The organism is Mesorhizobium sp. M2E.F.Ca.ET.209.01.1.1, assembly GCF_004010375.2.
GTDB lineage: Bacteria > Pseudomonadota > Alphaproteobacteria > Rhizobiales > Rhizobiaceae > Mesorhizobium.
Genome location: NZ_SADP02000006.1, coordinates 1 through 14,533 on the forward strand (window position 1 = coordinate 1; position 14,533 = coordinate 14,533).

The window sequence follows — 14,533 nt, forward strand, 5'->3', positions numbered from 1 at the left end:
GCTTGGATGGCGCAGCGTACCTTCATTCGTCATCTCGGTGTAGGCGATCTCGGCAACAAGCTTCGGACGCAGCCAGTGCGCGCCGCGAACTTCCGCGCGCGGTGCTTCGACCGTGGCGGCGCTCTGCGCGAGCGGCGCCATGGTCCTCATCAGCCGCGCCATCTCGGCGGTATCGAAACCGGTTCCGACCTTACCGGCATAGCGCAGCTTTCCGCCCTCATGGACACCGAGGATCAGCGATCGAAACGCGCGGTCCTTGTCTGACGGCGTCCAGCCGACGAGCACGAATTCCTGGCGTTTGATGCACTTGATTTTCAGCCAGCTTCCGTCGCGAGCGCCGACATAGTCCGAATCGGCCAGTTTCGAGATTACCCCCTCGAGCCCGGCGTCGCAGAAGCGGTTCAGCAACTCGTCGCCCCGGCCCTGGATATGGTCGGAGTAGCGAAGGATAGGGTTCTTCGCCGGCAGAATTTCCTCCAGTTTCGCCTTGCGCTCCAGGAGGGGAAGCCTCGTCAGGTCTTCGCCGTCGAGTTGGAGCAGGTCGAAGGCATAAAAATCGATGCTGGCGGGATCGCCCTTCAAGGCGTTCTGGAGCGCCTGGAAACTCGATCGCCCCTCGGCGTCGATGACGACTGCCTCGCCATCGATGAGCGCGGAGCGAACCTTGAGCTTGCGTGCCTCCCAAAGCACAGAGGGGAACCGGCCGGACCAGTCCAGGCCCGAGCGTGTATAGGCGCGCGCTTCCCCGCCGCCCACGGCCACGAGAATGCGATAGCCGTCATATTTCATTTCGTGGAGCCAGCGATCGCCGGCGGGGACGGTGTCCACCAGCTTTGCGAGCTGGACCGGCCTAAAACTGGGCGGTGTGGCTAGCTCAAGCGCAGGCGACTTCGTTTGACGAGCCCGCAACCCATCGACTGCCTTTCGCTTGGTCACTTTCACCGCCCCACTCAAGAGGAATGGCCCAATCGCGTCCAACGCAGGACTGCTTCTTTGGTTTCGACCCTCGGTGGAAGGGGTGCAGTTCTCCGATTACCTGAGCCGCAGAACGGGCAAAGCTAGTTTGCCGTCCAGAGGATATGAGGTGCCTCGACGTCTGCCCGTTTGCGCTCCGGAAGTCGCACAGAAGGGCATTGTTGAATCCTTCATCCGGCGCGTTTCAAGAAGTCTACTTGAGGTTATTGGTCGCACCCGGATGCGTTGATTCAGCCGATGCGTCCCGGCCTGGCGTGCGAACGCCTTGAGCCCGCGCCTTAGCCGCTACTTTAGATCGTGAATGGCCGGCTGTAGACCGTCAGGCGTGATATCAACCGTTGCAAGCGTGATCGGCAACTTGAAACGACGGTGACCGGCGCTGCCCGGATTAAGGTAGAGCACACCGTCAACGGTTTTGAATTTCGGCAGATGGGAGTGGCCCGACACGACCATGTCGATACCGAGTGCTGCTGGTGAGACTTGCAGTGTTTTCAGATCGTGGAGGACGTAGAATGTGCGGCCCGCCAGCCGCACCAGCGCCGTATCGGCGTAGGTCGCAGCCCACCCGGCCGTGTCCACGTTTCCTCTGATCGCGGTAACCGGCGCGATCTGCTGAAGCGCGGTGATGATTTCAGGACTACCGATGTCGCCGCCATGGATGATGTGGTTTACCCCGGCCAGGCGTCGTTCCGCCTCAGGCCTGAGCAGGCCATGCGTATCAGAGATGATGCCTATCCTGATTGTCATTGTCGGCCGTTATAAAGTGAGCACATCGAGATCAGCCGCAATACGGCTGTTCGGAAAAGCCCCCACGGCTTCCGCGAGGATTTCTTCATCGCCATATCGGCCGGAGATATGCGTAAGAAGGAGCTGCTTCACGTTGCTCATCGCTGCCAGAGATGCCGCCTGCGCGGCCGTGAGATGACCATAGTCGCGCGCCATGGCCGCATCTCGTTCCAGGAAGGTGGCCTCGATCACCAGAAGGTCGGCGTCGCGGACATGGTCCGCGAGCCCATCGGTAGACTCCGTATCGCCGATGATGACCAGCTTCTTGCCTGCTTCCAGCGGCCCTAACACGTCTTCGGAACCAACAGTGCGGCCATCGGCGAGGGTGATTCCGCGGTCGACGATTATCTGCGCGCGACCTGCCTTCTACCAGTTCCTTCCTGATTGGACCGTCTGGCACGCCCAGAGACGCTAGGTGGTCGGCGCGAAGATGGCGGCGCGGCGGCGTTTCGAGCAAGAAGCCATAGCTATCCGTGTCGCGGTGACGAACCTGAAAGCAGTCGATCACGAGTTCGTCTGCCTCGAAAAACCGGCCGGGCGTCAGCGGCTCAAGCTTTAGTGGGATCGGCGATCGTCCTTCACCCCACAGACCAGCGAGCATGCGCACAACGAGGTTGAGAGTGTCCGAGCCTCCGTGGACGGTCAGGAGATCGTCACTTTGCCGCAACCGGAGTGACGAGAACAGACCAGGGATTCCAAGGATATGGTCGAAATGGGCATGCGTGAGCAGTAGGCGGTGAAGCCGCCTGAAGCCGGCGCCGCTGCGCAGCAGCTGGCGCTGCGTGCCTTCCCCGCAGTCGACTAGAATTCGGTGGGCTCCGGCCTCGACAAGCAGTGCGGGTGATTGCGCTCGGCAGAGGGTACGCTGGCCGAGGTGCCAAGGAACGTCAGTCTGAAAATCATGGGGCTAGTCTATCCGCGGGCAGCGAGGCCTCAAAGCGGGCAAACAACGCCTTCCACGCTGCCAGTTACTGTGCCCGTCTTTGGCTATTTTGCGTCCATGCCCTGCTCGGGCTTTATCCCGACGCTATCACCATCACCGTGGACGAGGTCGCGGTCCCAGTCATTGGTCTTGTCAGGCGTCTTGGCAGCCGCCTCCCGAGTATCCCGCTCTTTGTCCGTCCGGGGCTTCGTGCCCGGCACGTCCCGCGATGATTTTGATCTCATATGCCTGTCCTCTTCGGTCGCTCAATCCGAAACAGGGCGGGATGAAATAGGTTCCGCTGGCGCCGTCTGGCGGTGGGACTGCAGCAGAAAGCATAGTCCGTTTCAGGCGACCCTCTCGTGGTACGGGTCTTGATCTGGCTATAGCCAGGCATCGGGTTCGGGTCACGCTTCACTCGGGCAACGGCTTCCGCCATGTCCAACGTCCCAAAGCCATTAGCCGGAGGGTCGCCAGGAAGCCCACGCAGGCTGCGAGCGCCAGCTAGGCAATGCAGAACGGCCGATGCAAGACGAGGAGCGCCGGCAACCGGCTCGCAAAGATGGGAATGCGTCTAGGCTGCTGATGAAATCATCCGGTTGAAGGTGATACGGCACGCCTCGCCGGGGGCGGTCTGCCCCGCGTCCCGCCTTTAGGCGGCGCTATTCTGACGCTCCTTAGGCCGCCCTGTTGAACCGGTCTCGGCGTCACGAACCGGCTCGACGACGAAATGACATTGTCCGTCCGGCGGACATTTCATCGTCTGCGCTTTGTACGCCCTCATTTGCTTTGGCCGCTGCGCGGCGCGGCTGACGCCGGAACGGATGGAGGCTTTTCCCCGTGAGGAGAGGGACGGCGTTGACGTCTCGAAAGTGGTTGCTGATGGCGGACGGAAGTTGTTGCCGGTCAATACGTCGCAACTCGATAGGAGTCTATACAGTGTTGTGTATCAGATCAGCGGTACGATCATTATGCTATATCGATTGATTGACAGAGGACGCTCCGCGCCCTAGATATAATATCCTGATCACTTTGGCCTTTTTGATCCGGATTATATATCATGGCTTATCAGAGCGAAACCCTGATCGCGCAAGTACGCGAGATCCGCGAGGCCTCCGGCGTCAGCCAGCGCGCGCTCAGCGAGCGGGCCGGGCTGACGCAGAGCCATATCTCGCAAATCGAGAGCGGCAAGATGGAGCCGGGACTGTCGAGCTTCATAGACCTGACACGGGCGCTCGATCTCGAGGTCATGCTCGTGCCGAAGAAGCTCGTGCCGGCGGTACTCGGCCTGGTCAAGGCCCAGGCGACGCCTGACATGCATATCCATGCCGGTCAGCCAAACGACAAGCGTCTTGCCCGTGCCGAGCGCCTGGTCAAGAAAATGAAGCGCCTTTACGGCAGCTCAGCCGACCTTGATCGCATCGAGGATACGCTTCGGTTTCTGCGGCGGGTGAATCTCGGCGATCAAGAGATGCAGCTCGTGCGCGAACTGATCGCCCGGCTCGAGCGCTATCAGGCGAGCGCGCAGGCAGCACCTATAGTGCGTGACATCGCGCACAACCTGCAGCGCCTTCGCAACTCGATCACCCATCCCGTTCCGTCGGAGCCGCGACCCGCCTATTCGCTGGACGATGGAGATGCGGATGCCTGACGTCTCGGTTCTGGATGTACGACTCTACGACGAGCCTATTGGCACACTGACCCATCTGCAGGGCGATCGAACGATATTTGCGTTCAACGAAGATTACGTAGATAACCCGGATCGGCCGACTCTCAGCCTGTCGTTCAAGGACGACCTTGGCGGCCTCATCACCAGGATCCGCCCCACACAAAGGGTCGTGCCGCCATTCTTCTCGAACCTGTTGCCGGAGGGCGGCTTGCGTCGCTATCTCGCTGAGCGGGCCGGAGTAAATCAGCAGCGCGAATTCTTCCTGCTGTGGGTGCTGGGGCTCGACCTGCCCGGAGCACTGTCGATCCATCCTGCGGTCGGTGACGGCCTTCCTCCTGGTGATGACGAGGACCTTCCGAAGAACGCCAAACCCAATGCCCTGCGCTTCTCGCTCGCCGGCGTTCAGCTCAAGTTCTCCGCGTTTCAGAACGCAGGAAAGGGGGGCGGCCTGACCATTCCCGCCGAGGGCGTCGGCGGATCGTGGATCGTGAAGCTGCCCTCCCAGCAGTTCACCGGCGTTCCGGAAAACGAGTTTTCGATGATGACGATCGCCGGGATGATCGGCATGGAGGTGCCCATCATCAACCTGGTCGATCTCGATGCAATCGCCGGTATTCCCGAAGGAGTGGGTGAATTGAAAGGGCAGGCGCTTGCTGTCAGCCGCTTCGATCGAACCGGTGACGGTCCCGTCCACACCGAAGATTTCGCGCAGGTGTTCGGGGTCTTTCCGGACGACAAGTACAAGCGTGCAAGTTACGCCAACATCGCGCGCGTGATCGGCACCGAGGCGGGCGATGTCGGCGCAGCCGAGTTCATTCGCCGCCTCGTGTTCAGCGCGCTGATCGGCAATGGCGACATGCACCTCAAAAACTGGTCCCTGATCTATCCGGACCGGCGCTCGGCCGCGCTCTCGCCGGCCTACGACCTGGTGTCGACCATTCCCTATATGAAGGGTGAGGACACGGCTGCGCTTAATTACTCTCGGACGAAAAAGATGGCCAAGCTCGATACCGATGAGCTTCGGCATCTGGCGGCCAAGGCACTTCTGCCGGAAAAGCTTGTCGTCGACACCGCCGCGGAAACCATCCAACGATTTCGGCAAGTCTGGGAGGCTGAGAAAACGCACCTTCCTCTCGCCGCTACCGTCGTGAAGGCAATCGACGCGCACGCTCCGACCGTGCCACTATTTAGCGAATTCGCATGATCAAGACACGCCTCAGCCCGCCGTCGCCTTAAGAGCCACAGCCGCCGAGGTTTCCAAATCGGCGAGGAGGCTTGTACGAGCCCCGGCGGCTCACCAGCCGCCCGGGGCCTAGGCATGTACGCTCTACCAGGCATGTCCAATATGAGCTTGCGCTAATATCGTGAACGAATAGTGAATTCGGACCTCACAGCTTGCCGCTTGCGCGCTGCGGCCGGCAAGGGGGAGCTACGCCGCGGCTCGAGTCCGACGACGCTGTATAATTCATCAGTTGCCAGCCGCGCCCTTGCCCGCCTTGCTCTTCGCGGCCTCCGGTTCCTGCCCCGAAATCCGGGCGGGAATGAAAGAGAAGGAGCGCGAACAATGCGCGCTGGCGAAAGATGGAAAAAGCAGATTTGGAAGAGCTGAAGGAGAAGGTGCCCTGCGCCGCGGTGCTCGAGCATCTGGGATTCGCGTTCGACCGCAAGGAGAGCACGCGCAAGGCGATGAAATATCGCCGCGCGGCGGCGATCATAATCGTCATCCATGACGGCAAGGGCTGGTTCGACCCGCTGTCGGACGGCAAGGGCGATGTCTTCCGCCTCGTCGAGCATCTCGAAGGCGTGCCTTTCGTCGAGGCCATGAATGAAGTCGCCTGCCTCGTCGGATTCGTGCCGGCCGAGAATGTCTGGGATCGGGAAACCCGCGACAGGGAGACTGATCTTTCGGTTCCGGAACGATGGCAGGCTAGACGCAAGCCGTGGCGCGGCTCGGCGACCTGGCGCTATCTCAGTGACACCCGCCGTCTTCCCGAACCCGTTCTCCGCGCTGCGATCGCCGCCGACATCCTGCGGGAAGGCCCGCATGGCAGCATGTGGGCAGCGCATGGGGATGCCGACGGCGCCATTACCGGATGGGAGGAGCGCGGCCCGGACTGGCGCGGCTTCGCCACCGGCGGCGGCAAGGTGCTGTTTAGGCTCGGCCGTCCCGGAGCGCTTCGCTTCTGCGTGACCGAGGCGGCGATCGACGCCATGAGCCTCGCCGCCTTTGAAGGCCTTCGCCCCGACACCCTTTATCTCAGCACCGGAGGCGGCTGGTCGCTGGCGACGTACGCGGCGATCCGGGCGCTCGCCGTCAGGCCTGGAGGCCAGCTTATCGCCGCCACTGACAACAACAAGCAGGGCGACGTCTATGCTGGCAGGCTTCTCGCCCTTGCCGAGGAGGCCGGATGCTTCGGTGAGCGGTTGCGCCCTATGGCGGACGACTGGAACGCCGATCTCAAAGCAAAGGAGGAAGCGAGAGGAAAGGAAGGAGGCAAACCGACTGCCGCATGCCCGCCGGCCGCCTCAAGGGTGAAGCTCCGCCCGGCTGCGCCGGCCCTTGACCCGCCCGGTCGGAGAGGCGGCTGCGGGGGGGGGGGGGTCCGGAAGGGCTGAAGATGATGGTGATCCGTGAGGGATGAACCGCGCTCCGGCCCGCAAGTGGCCAAGGAGCCTCCCATCACCCTTCAATTCTCCATCCGCAAGATCTACCAGGGCGTCGCCGACCGCCGGCAAATGTACCGCCTGTTCGACCGCCATGCCCAGCGGCCCAATCGCTGGCAGAATGACGACAGCGCGCTGTTTGCTGGCGAATGGTTCGAGATCGCTCGCGCCGAGCACGATACCATGCTCGACATCCTGCCGCCCCTCTGGATGCGGGGGGACATGTTCGCGCTGCGTGAGTTCCTCACCGAGAGCGTCACCAGTGTGTTCTACACGCTGCGCATCGACGGCCGGACGCGCTATTTCCATGCCTATTGCGATCTGTCCCAAGCCCGCTCATCGGTCGACACGCGCGACGCAATCGTCGAGCGCGAGTCCTGGCCGGTCAAGGCGATGACGCATGTGGAGCGCCTCGAGCACATCTGGAGCGCCACCCATACGAATATCGCGGCTATGCAGGGGACCACTTCCCGCAGAAGCACCGCGGCAAACGCACGCTTGTCGTTTATGGCCTGGGGCGGACCGAACTCAAGCTGCTTGAGGATCTCACTCACGACGAGATTGCAGCCAAGCTGCCGGTGCATCTCAGGCACTTTCCCGCGAAGACTGCGGCGTGAGGGGCGGCGATGTTCACCTTTCCCATTCTCGCCGTCCGCAAAGTCATTGACCGCGGCATTGCCGACGCCGCCGTCAACGGCGGCTTCCGAAATCCCTATTACGGCACGCGCCCCGGCGAGGGCGAGAAGCCGGGCCTTTGGCTGGTCGGCGACCAGGGCGTCTACATCATGTCCAACGGCAAGCTCGCCGAAGGCTCCCGCGCGCTCGTTGTCTATGCCGAGCAGTGTCACCCCAAAGGCGACTTCGACTGGTGGGACTACAAACGCCGCCACTTCGGCGCCGATGACGGCATCGAGCTCATCGAAGCTGAGCGGCTGATCCCGCTCTTCGACCGCAACTCCGGGGCGACCCATCTCAACGTTGAGCTCACCGAGACCGACGTCGCGCTCTCGCTGATCACCCGCTGACCTCGCAAAAATCCGCGCCGCCGACTGCCGACCGACCCGGCCGAGTTCACGCGCGCCCTCATCCAAGGAAATATCCCAATGTCCAATGAAGATCCCTTCACGCTCGATCTTTTCGGCAATACCGCGTTGTGGTCCGGTCTCGGCCTCGGCGTCACCGCCTTCGGCAGCGATTTCGGCACCGATGAGCCGGAGAAGGGGCAATCCACGGTCCCCGAAGCGCTGGTTCCGCCAGCGAAGCGCGGCCCGGACACCGCCGCCACCCTGCGCCCGCCCCGTGCTGCAGATCGCCGCGGAGAGGACTTCGTTCTCGCCGGCGACCGAGGCCTCGCCAAAGGCTGGAAGCAGCGTGCCATCGATAACCTCGACGCCATTCGCCTCGCAGCCGAGATCGAGGACGCCGATCGGGCGGCGACGTCGGAGGAACAGGCGCGGCTCATCCGCTTCACTGGCTTCGGTGCCTCCGACCTCGCCAATGCCGTGTTTCGGCGCCCCGGCCAAAACGGTTTCCGATCCGGCTGGGATGACATCGGTTCCGGCCTTGAAGAGACGGTGCCGCGCCATGAATACGCCTCGCTCGCCCGCTGCACGCAATATGCGCACTTCACGCCGGAGTTCATCGTAAAAGCGATGTGGTCGGGCCTGCAGCGCCTAGGCTGGCGTGGAGGCAAGGTGCTCGAACCCGGCATCGGCACCGGCCTGTTTCCGGCACTCATGCCCGCGACCCTGCGCGATGCGTCCCACGTCACCGGTGTCGAGCTCGATCCGGTGACGGCGCGCATCGCCCGCCTGCTGCAGCCGCGCGCACGTATCGTCAATGCGGACTTCGCGCGCGCCGACCTTCCGGCCTCATTCGACCTTGCCATCGGCAATCCGCCCTTCTCAGATCGCACTGTGCGCTCGGACCGCATGTATCGGTCGATGGGGTTGCGCCTGCACGACTATTTCATCGTGCGCTCGATCGATCTCCTGAAGCCGGGGGGCCTGGCGGCCTTCGTCACGAGCTCGGGCACGATGGATAAGGCGGACAGCTCGGCGCGCGAGCATATCGCGCAATCCGCCGACCTCATCGCCGCCATCCGCCTTCCCGAAGGCAGCTTCCGGCAGGACGCCGGCACCGACGTGGTGGTCGATCTCCTCTTCTTCCACAAGCGCACATCCGGCGAGGCCGAAGGCGATGTCAGCTGGCTCGACATCGACGAGGTCCGCCCAGCAGATGGCGACGGTGCCGCGATCCGCGTGAACCGCTGGTTCGGGAGGCACCCCGATTTCGTGCTCGGCAGCCACGCCACGACGTCCGGTCCCTTCGGCGATACATACACCTGCCTGCCGCGCCAAGGCGTCAATCTCGAGCAGGCTCTTTCCGCAACGATCGCTCTTCTTCCGGAGGCGATCTATGACGGCGAGCCCGAGGTCATCGATCGCGACGCCGACGACAGCGTCGACGCCGTCGACGAGCTTCGTCCTGACGGGGTCGCTATCCGCGAGGGCAGCTACTTCATCGCCAAGAACGCAGCACTGATGCAGATGGTCGACGGCGCGCCTGTGACTATTACGGTGCGCAAGGGACGCAGTGCCCACGGCGTGCCGGACAAGCACGCCCGCATCATCCGCAAGCTGATCCCGATCCGCGACGCCGTGCGCGATGTCCTCAAGGCGCAGGAGTTCGACCGGCCGTGGAAGCCGGCCCAGGTCAAGCTGCGGATCGCCTGGTCGAACTTCGTGCGCGTCTTCGGTCCTATCAACACCACGGTGGTGTCGACCAGCGAGGACCCAGAGACTGGTGAGATGCGCGAGACGCATCGCCGGCCGAACCTGCAGCCCTTCCTCGACGATCCCGATTGCTGGCTGGTCGCCTCGATCGAGGACTATGATCTCGAGACCAATACGGCGCGGCCGGGGCCGATCTTCAGCGAACGTGTGATTGCCCCGCCATCGGCGCCGATCATCACTTGCGCCGCCGATGCCTTGGCCGTGGTGCTCAACGAGCGCGGCCATGTCGACATCGATCACATCGCCGAGCTGCTTCAGGACGATGTCGATTCCGTCATCACCGAACTCGGCAGCGCCATCTTCCGCGATCCCGAGAGCGGCGGATGGCAGACGGCCGACGCCTATCTTTCCGGTCAGGTCCGCGACAAGCTCAAGGTGGCGCGAGCCGCGGCCGCTCTCGATCCCCTCTTGGAGGGCAACGTCCGGGCGCTTGTCGCCGTCCAGCCGGCCGACCTCGGCCCCTCAGACATCACCGCCCGTCTCGGCGCGCCGTGGATTCCTGCTGCCGACGTCGTTGCCTTCGTGAAAGAAACGATGGGGGCCGAGATCCGCATCCATCACATGCCCGAACTGGCATCGTGGACGGTCGAAGCGCGCCAACTCGGCTACATGGCGGCCGGCACGTCGGAATGGGGCACTGGGCGCCGTCATGCCGGCGAGCTCATTGCCGATGCACTGAACAGCCGCGTGCCGCAGATCTTCGAAACCATCAAAGACGGGGACAGCGAACGGCGGGTGCTCAACGTCGTCGACACGGAGGCGGCCAAGGAGAAGCTCGCCAAGATCAAGACCGCGTTCCAGACCTGGATCTGGTCCGATCCCGATCGGACCGACCGGCTGGCGCGGGTCTATAACGACCGGTTCAACAACATCGCGCCCCGGCACTTCAACGGGGACCACCTGCAACTCCCGGGCGCCTCTGGCGCCCTTTCTCTTTATCGGCACCAGAAGCGCGGCGTCTGGCGCATCGTCTCGGCCGGCTCGACTTATCTCGCGCACGCCGTCGGCGCAGGCAAGACGATGACTGTTGCCGCCGCCGTCATGGAGCAGAAACGGCTCGGCCTGATTGCCAAGGCGATGTTGGTCGTGCCCGGCCATTGCCTGGCGCAGGCGGCCCGCGAGTTCCTGGCCCTTTATCCGACGGCACGAATCCTGGTCGCTGACGAGACCAACTTCACCAAAGACAAGCGGCACCGCTTCCTGTCGCGGGCCGCGACCGCGACTTGGGACGCCATCATCATCACTCATTCGGCTTTCCGCTTCATCGGCGTGCCGTCTGCCTTCGAGCAGCAGATGATTCACGACGAGCTGGAGCTCTATGAATCGCTGCTCACCAAGGTCGAGAGCGGTGACCGCGTATCGCGCAAGCGCCTCGAGCGGCTGAAGGAAGGCCTCCAGGAACGGCTGGAGTCGTTGGCGACCCGCAAGGATGACCTGCTGACGATCTCGGAGATCGGCGTCGATCAAATCATCGTCGACGAGGCGCAGGAGTTCCGCAAGCTCTCCTTCGCCACGAACATGTCGACGCTCAAGGGCATCGATCCGAACGGCTCGCAGCGCGCCTGGGACCTCTATGTAAAATCGCGTTTCACCGAGACCAAGAACCCGGGCCGTGCGCTCGTACTCGCTTCCGGCACCCCGATCACAAACACACTTGGCGAAATGTTCTCGGTGCAGCGATATCTCGGCTATGCCGCGCTCGCCGACCGGGGCCTGCACGAGTTCGACGCCTGGGCCTCGACCTTCGGCGATGTCACCACCGAGCTCGAGCTCCAGCCCAACGGCAAGTACAAGCCGGTCACGCGCTTCGCGACCTTCGTCAACGTCCCCGAGCTCATCGCCATGTTCCGCTCTTTCGCGGACGTGGTTATGCCCGAGGATTTGCGCGACTACGTCAGGGTGCCGGCGCTATCGACCGGCGCGCGGCGGATCAGGACCTCGAAGCCTTCCGCTGCCTTCAAGCGCTACCAGGTCCTGCTCGATGCCCGGATCAAGGCGATCGAGCAACGCGATCGGCCGCCCGAACCCGGCGACGACATCCTGCTCTCTGTCATCACCGACGGCCGCCACGCGGCGATCGACCTGCGCCTCGTCGATCTCGACAGTGACAACGAGCCGGACAACAAGCTCAACGAGCTCATTGGCAACGCCTTCCGCATCTGGCAGGAGACTGCCGGCAACGCCTATGTCCGTCCTGATGGCAAGCGCTTCGAGCTGACGGGTGCTGCCCAAATGATCTTCTCCGATCTCGGCACGGTCAGCGTCGAGAAGACGCGCGGCTTCTCCGCCTATCGCTGGATACGCGACGAGCTGGTGCGTCTCGGCGTGCCGGCGTCGGAAATCGCCTTCATGCAGGATTTCAAGAAGTCGGAGGCCAAGCAACGGCTGTTTGGCGACGTTCGTGCGGGAAAAGTCCGTTTCCTGATCGGCTCGTCCGACACGATGGGCACTGGCGTCAACGCGCAGCTTCGGCTCAAGGCCTTGCACCATCTGGACGTGCCCTGGCTCCCTTCGCAGATCGAGCAGCGCGAGGGCCGCATCCTGCGGCAGGGCAACCAGCATGATGTCGTCGACATCTTCGCCTATGCCACCGAAGGCTCGATGGACGCGCAGATGTGGCAAAACAACGAGCGCAAGGCCCGGTTCATCGCCGCGGCACTTTCGGGCGATACCTCCATCCGCCGGCTCGAGGACCTCGGTGAGGGGCAGGCCAATCAGTTCGCCATGGCCAAGGCCATTGCCTCGGGCGACCCGCGTCTGATGCAGAAGGCAGGCCTCGAGGCCGACGTCGCCCGGCTCGAACGCCTGCGCGCCGCGCACCAGGACGATCAGTTCGCGATCCGCCGTCAGATCCGCGACGCCCAACGCGACATCGAGCACTCGACCCGACGCATCGAAGAGATCGGTCAGGACCTCGACCACCTGATTCCGACCGCGGGCGAGGCGTTCCGCATGACCGTGGGAGACGAAGTTTTCGTCGAGCGCAAGCTCGCCGGGCGCGCGCTCATGAAGGAGATCCTGACCCTCGTTCAGCTCCAGCACGCCGGCAATATCGTTATCGCGATGATCGGCGGCTTCGAGTTGAAATATTCCGGCGAACGCTTTGGCCAGGACGGCTATTGCTATTCCACCATGCTCGTGCGCACCGGAGCCGAGACGGAAATCGAGCTGCCGGTCACCACTACGCCGCTCGGTGCGATCGCCCGGCTGGAGCACGCTCTCGGCGCCTTCGAGGATGAGCAGGACCGCTATCAGCATCACCTTTCTGACGCGGAGCAGCGCCTGGCGTCCTATCGTATGCGCGAGGGTGGCACGTTCGCCTTCTCGGGTGAGCTGGCCGAGAAGCGCCGGCAGCTTGGCGAGATCGAAAAGTCACTGGCGCGCGACGTCGATAATGCGAGGCCCGAGAAAACAGTGGCCGCCTAGCTCATCCGAGCCGGTGCTCGTCGTCGATCAGCTCGAGTCGCGATGGAGCAGCGTCACCCCATCGCCATAGAACGAGATTCAAGTCGCCGGCTACGGCGCCCTTGGCGAAGCTCGGTACAAGCAGGCCATTAAAACCTTGCGCGACGAGCTCCCTGGCAAATCGCTGTGTATGCGCCTCGCCATAGTCTCTCATCTGATCGCGCCATGTCGGGTCGGCGAGCGCCGCCGCATCGAGGCCCATTGCGGCAAGAGAAGTGGCGTCGCCCGCATCGAAAACGGCCTCGATTTCGGCGCGATAGGCGACAAGCGTCGTTGGCTGCAGATCGCCCACCTGGTTGGCTTCGCGCAAAGCCGTCAGGACCGACGTTGACGCATAGAGCGCCGGCATTCCTTTGGGGTTGAAACGCCCTCCATAGAGCTCGGCACCGCGTCCCGACATAGGCTCGCGGGCATACACCGGGTTGAGAGCGCGGTAGAGCCGACCTGAATAGGTGATGGGGGCGACGGTCAGGCGTAAACCCCCGCATCGACCGCGTCTATAAATTCGAGGACCTCGTCTGCCCGGCCCTCCCGAACAAGCTGCATGGCCGTTCGTCCCGAAAATCCCGGCAGCGGCTCGGAGCGGTACCAGGCATAGGCCATGAGCGCGGAGCCAAATCGTGGCTCGACCTTGTTCACGATCTCCACCATCTCGCGCAGGCGGCGCTGCGTCTTGTCTGAACGCACCCGCTCCCGGCGCTGAACCGCGTCCTTCCCCAGACCAGCGGTGCGCGCGATCTCCTCGCTCGTGGTGCGGAAAGCGTCCGCAATTTTCTTGGGCGCGAACAACCCGTCGTCCGCATATTGTGCCAGGCCCATCACATCACCTCCTAGCCAACAATTATGACGCAATATAGCGTCAGGATTGGCGGCGTTCAAGGCTATCAGTCATCTGCACGTCACGATGGCTGTTCGAGTGGCCAAACTCGACGACTGCGTGGGCGACCTCGCGAGTGTGCGTGAAACCATGTGGATAGCATCGGCGGGATCAACCCGACCCGCCTCCTGTCGTAAGTCGACCGTCGGCGTCACTCCGTGGCGCGACATTCCAGAGGGGAAGTGAGGGGTGACGGAAAAGAGGAAGGACTGCTCGCAGAGCGAGCGGACCGCTGACGCTGGCGCTCAATCGCTCCCGTCGCGATCCCGCCCGTCATCCTGCGCAGGGCTACAAGCCCCGCTTGGCTAGCCGGGCAGGGATGCTCGTTCGCAATTGCACCGGCCCGCCCGCTCTGCGGGCCGGGGGATGTCTTCGGGAAG

At 63.2% G+C, this 14,533-nt stretch carries 9 protein-coding genes and 2 pseudogenes; 6 read left to right on the plus strand and 5 right to left on the minus strand.

Going from position 1 to position 14,533, the window contains the following annotated elements; all coding sequences use genetic code 11:
- The 3 genes and pseudogenes from ligD to EN852_RS13300 all read right to left on the minus strand — a co-directional run.
- A partial coding sequence (gene ligD, locus EN852_RS13290) for a non-homologous end-joining DNA ligase (RefSeq protein ID WP_189545896.1) occupies window positions 1-942 on the minus strand: 942 nt, incomplete at its 3' end.
- A 318-nt stretch (window positions 943-1,260) separates the two neighbouring features.
- Window positions 1,261-1,722 (minus strand): metallophosphoesterase family protein, encoded by a 462-nt coding sequence (locus EN852_RS13295; RefSeq protein ID WP_127875844.1) that lies wholly within the window; start codon window positions 1,720-1,722, stop codon window positions 1,261-1,263.
- A 9-nt stretch (window positions 1,723-1,731) separates the two neighbouring features.
- Window positions 1,732-2,661 (minus strand): annotated as a pseudogene (locus EN852_RS13300) (MBL fold metallo-hydrolase).
- A 1,082-nt stretch (window positions 2,662-3,743) separates the two neighbouring features.
- On the opposite strand from EN852_RS13300, the gene EN852_RS13310 reads away from it, so the two are divergent.
- The 6 genes and pseudogenes from EN852_RS13310 to EN852_RS13335 all read left to right on the plus strand — a co-directional run bounded on the left by EN852_RS13310 (window position 3,744) and on the right by EN852_RS13335 (window position 13,237).
- Complete coding sequence (locus tag EN852_RS13310) at window positions 3,744-4,334, plus strand: helix-turn-helix transcriptional regulator (protein ID WP_127875842.1); 591 nt, start codon at window positions 3,744-3,746, stop codon at window positions 4,332-4,334.
- Window positions 4,327-5,556, plus strand: coding sequence for a HipA domain-containing protein (locus EN852_RS13315; RefSeq protein ID WP_127875841.1), 1,230 nt, complete (start codon window positions 4,327-4,329; stop codon window positions 5,554-5,556). The genes EN852_RS13310 and EN852_RS13315 overlap by 8 nt, the downstream gene beginning before the upstream one ends.
- 377 nt (window positions 5,557-5,933) lie before the next feature.
- Complete coding sequence (locus EN852_RS13320) at window positions 5,934-6,968, plus strand: DUF3991 and toprim domain-containing protein (protein ID WP_127875840.1); 1,035 nt, start codon at window positions 5,934-5,936, stop codon at window positions 6,966-6,968.
- Window positions 6,969-7,031: 63 nt separating this feature from the next.
- Window positions 7,032-7,633, plus strand: a pseudogene (locus EN852_RS13325) (DUF1419 domain-containing protein).
- 9 nt (window positions 7,634-7,642) lie between these two features.
- A complete protein-coding gene (locus EN852_RS13330) occupies window positions 7,643-8,041 on the plus strand; it encodes a DUF3085 domain-containing protein (protein ID WP_127875839.1) in 399 nt (132 codons plus the stop codon).
- A 78-nt stretch (window positions 8,042-8,119) separates the two neighbouring features.
- Complete coding sequence (locus tag EN852_RS13335; protein WP_127875838.1) at window positions 8,120-13,237, plus strand: N-6 DNA methylase; 5,118 nt, start codon at window positions 8,120-8,122, stop codon at window positions 13,235-13,237.
- Between the two features lies 1 nt (window position 13,238).
- On the opposite strand, the gene EN852_RS13340 is transcribed toward EN852_RS13335, so the two are convergent.
- Together EN852_RS13340 and EN852_RS13345 are read right to left on the minus strand one after the other, a co-directional pair.
- A complete protein-coding gene (locus tag EN852_RS13340; RefSeq protein WP_127875837.1) occupies window positions 13,239-13,733 on the minus strand; it encodes an RES family NAD+ phosphorylase in 495 nt (164 codons plus the stop codon).
- Window positions 13,734-13,744: 11 nt separating this feature from the next.
- Window positions 13,745-14,095, minus strand: coding sequence for an antitoxin Xre/MbcA/ParS toxin-binding domain-containing protein (locus EN852_RS13345; protein WP_127875836.1), 351 nt, complete (start codon window positions 14,093-14,095; stop codon window positions 13,745-13,747).
- Between the last annotated feature and the right edge of the window lie 438 nt (window positions 14,096-14,533).

What these genes read in the sequence shown, in the direction of transcription:
- EN852_RS13320 (WP_127875840.1), top strand. Translation starts at nt 5,934, where the DNA reads ATGGAAAAAGCAGATTTGGAAGAGCTGAAGGAGAAGGTGCCCTGCGCC.
- EN852_RS13335 (WP_127875838.1), top strand. Translation starts at nt 8,120, where the DNA reads ATGTCCAATGAAGATCCCTTCACGCTCGATCTTTTCGGCAATACCGCG.
- EN852_RS13310 (WP_127875842.1), top strand. Translation starts at nt 3,744, where the DNA reads ATGGCTTATCAGAGCGAAACCCTGATCGCGCAAGTACGCGAGATCCGC.
- EN852_RS13295 (WP_127875844.1), bottom strand. Translation starts at nt 1,722, where the DNA reads ATGACAATCAGGATAGGCATCATCTCTGATACGCATGGCCTGCTCAGG.
- EN852_RS13315 (WP_127875841.1), top strand. Translation starts at nt 4,327, where the DNA reads ATGCCTGACGTCTCGGTTCTGGATGTACGACTCTACGACGAGCCTATT.
- EN852_RS13345 (WP_127875836.1), bottom strand. Translation starts at nt 14,095, where the DNA reads ATGGGCCTGGCACAATATGCGGACGACGGGTTGTTCGCGCCCAAGAAA.
- EN852_RS13330 (WP_127875839.1), top strand. Translation starts at nt 7,643, where the DNA reads ATGTTCACCTTTCCCATTCTCGCCGTCCGCAAAGTCATTGACCGCGGC.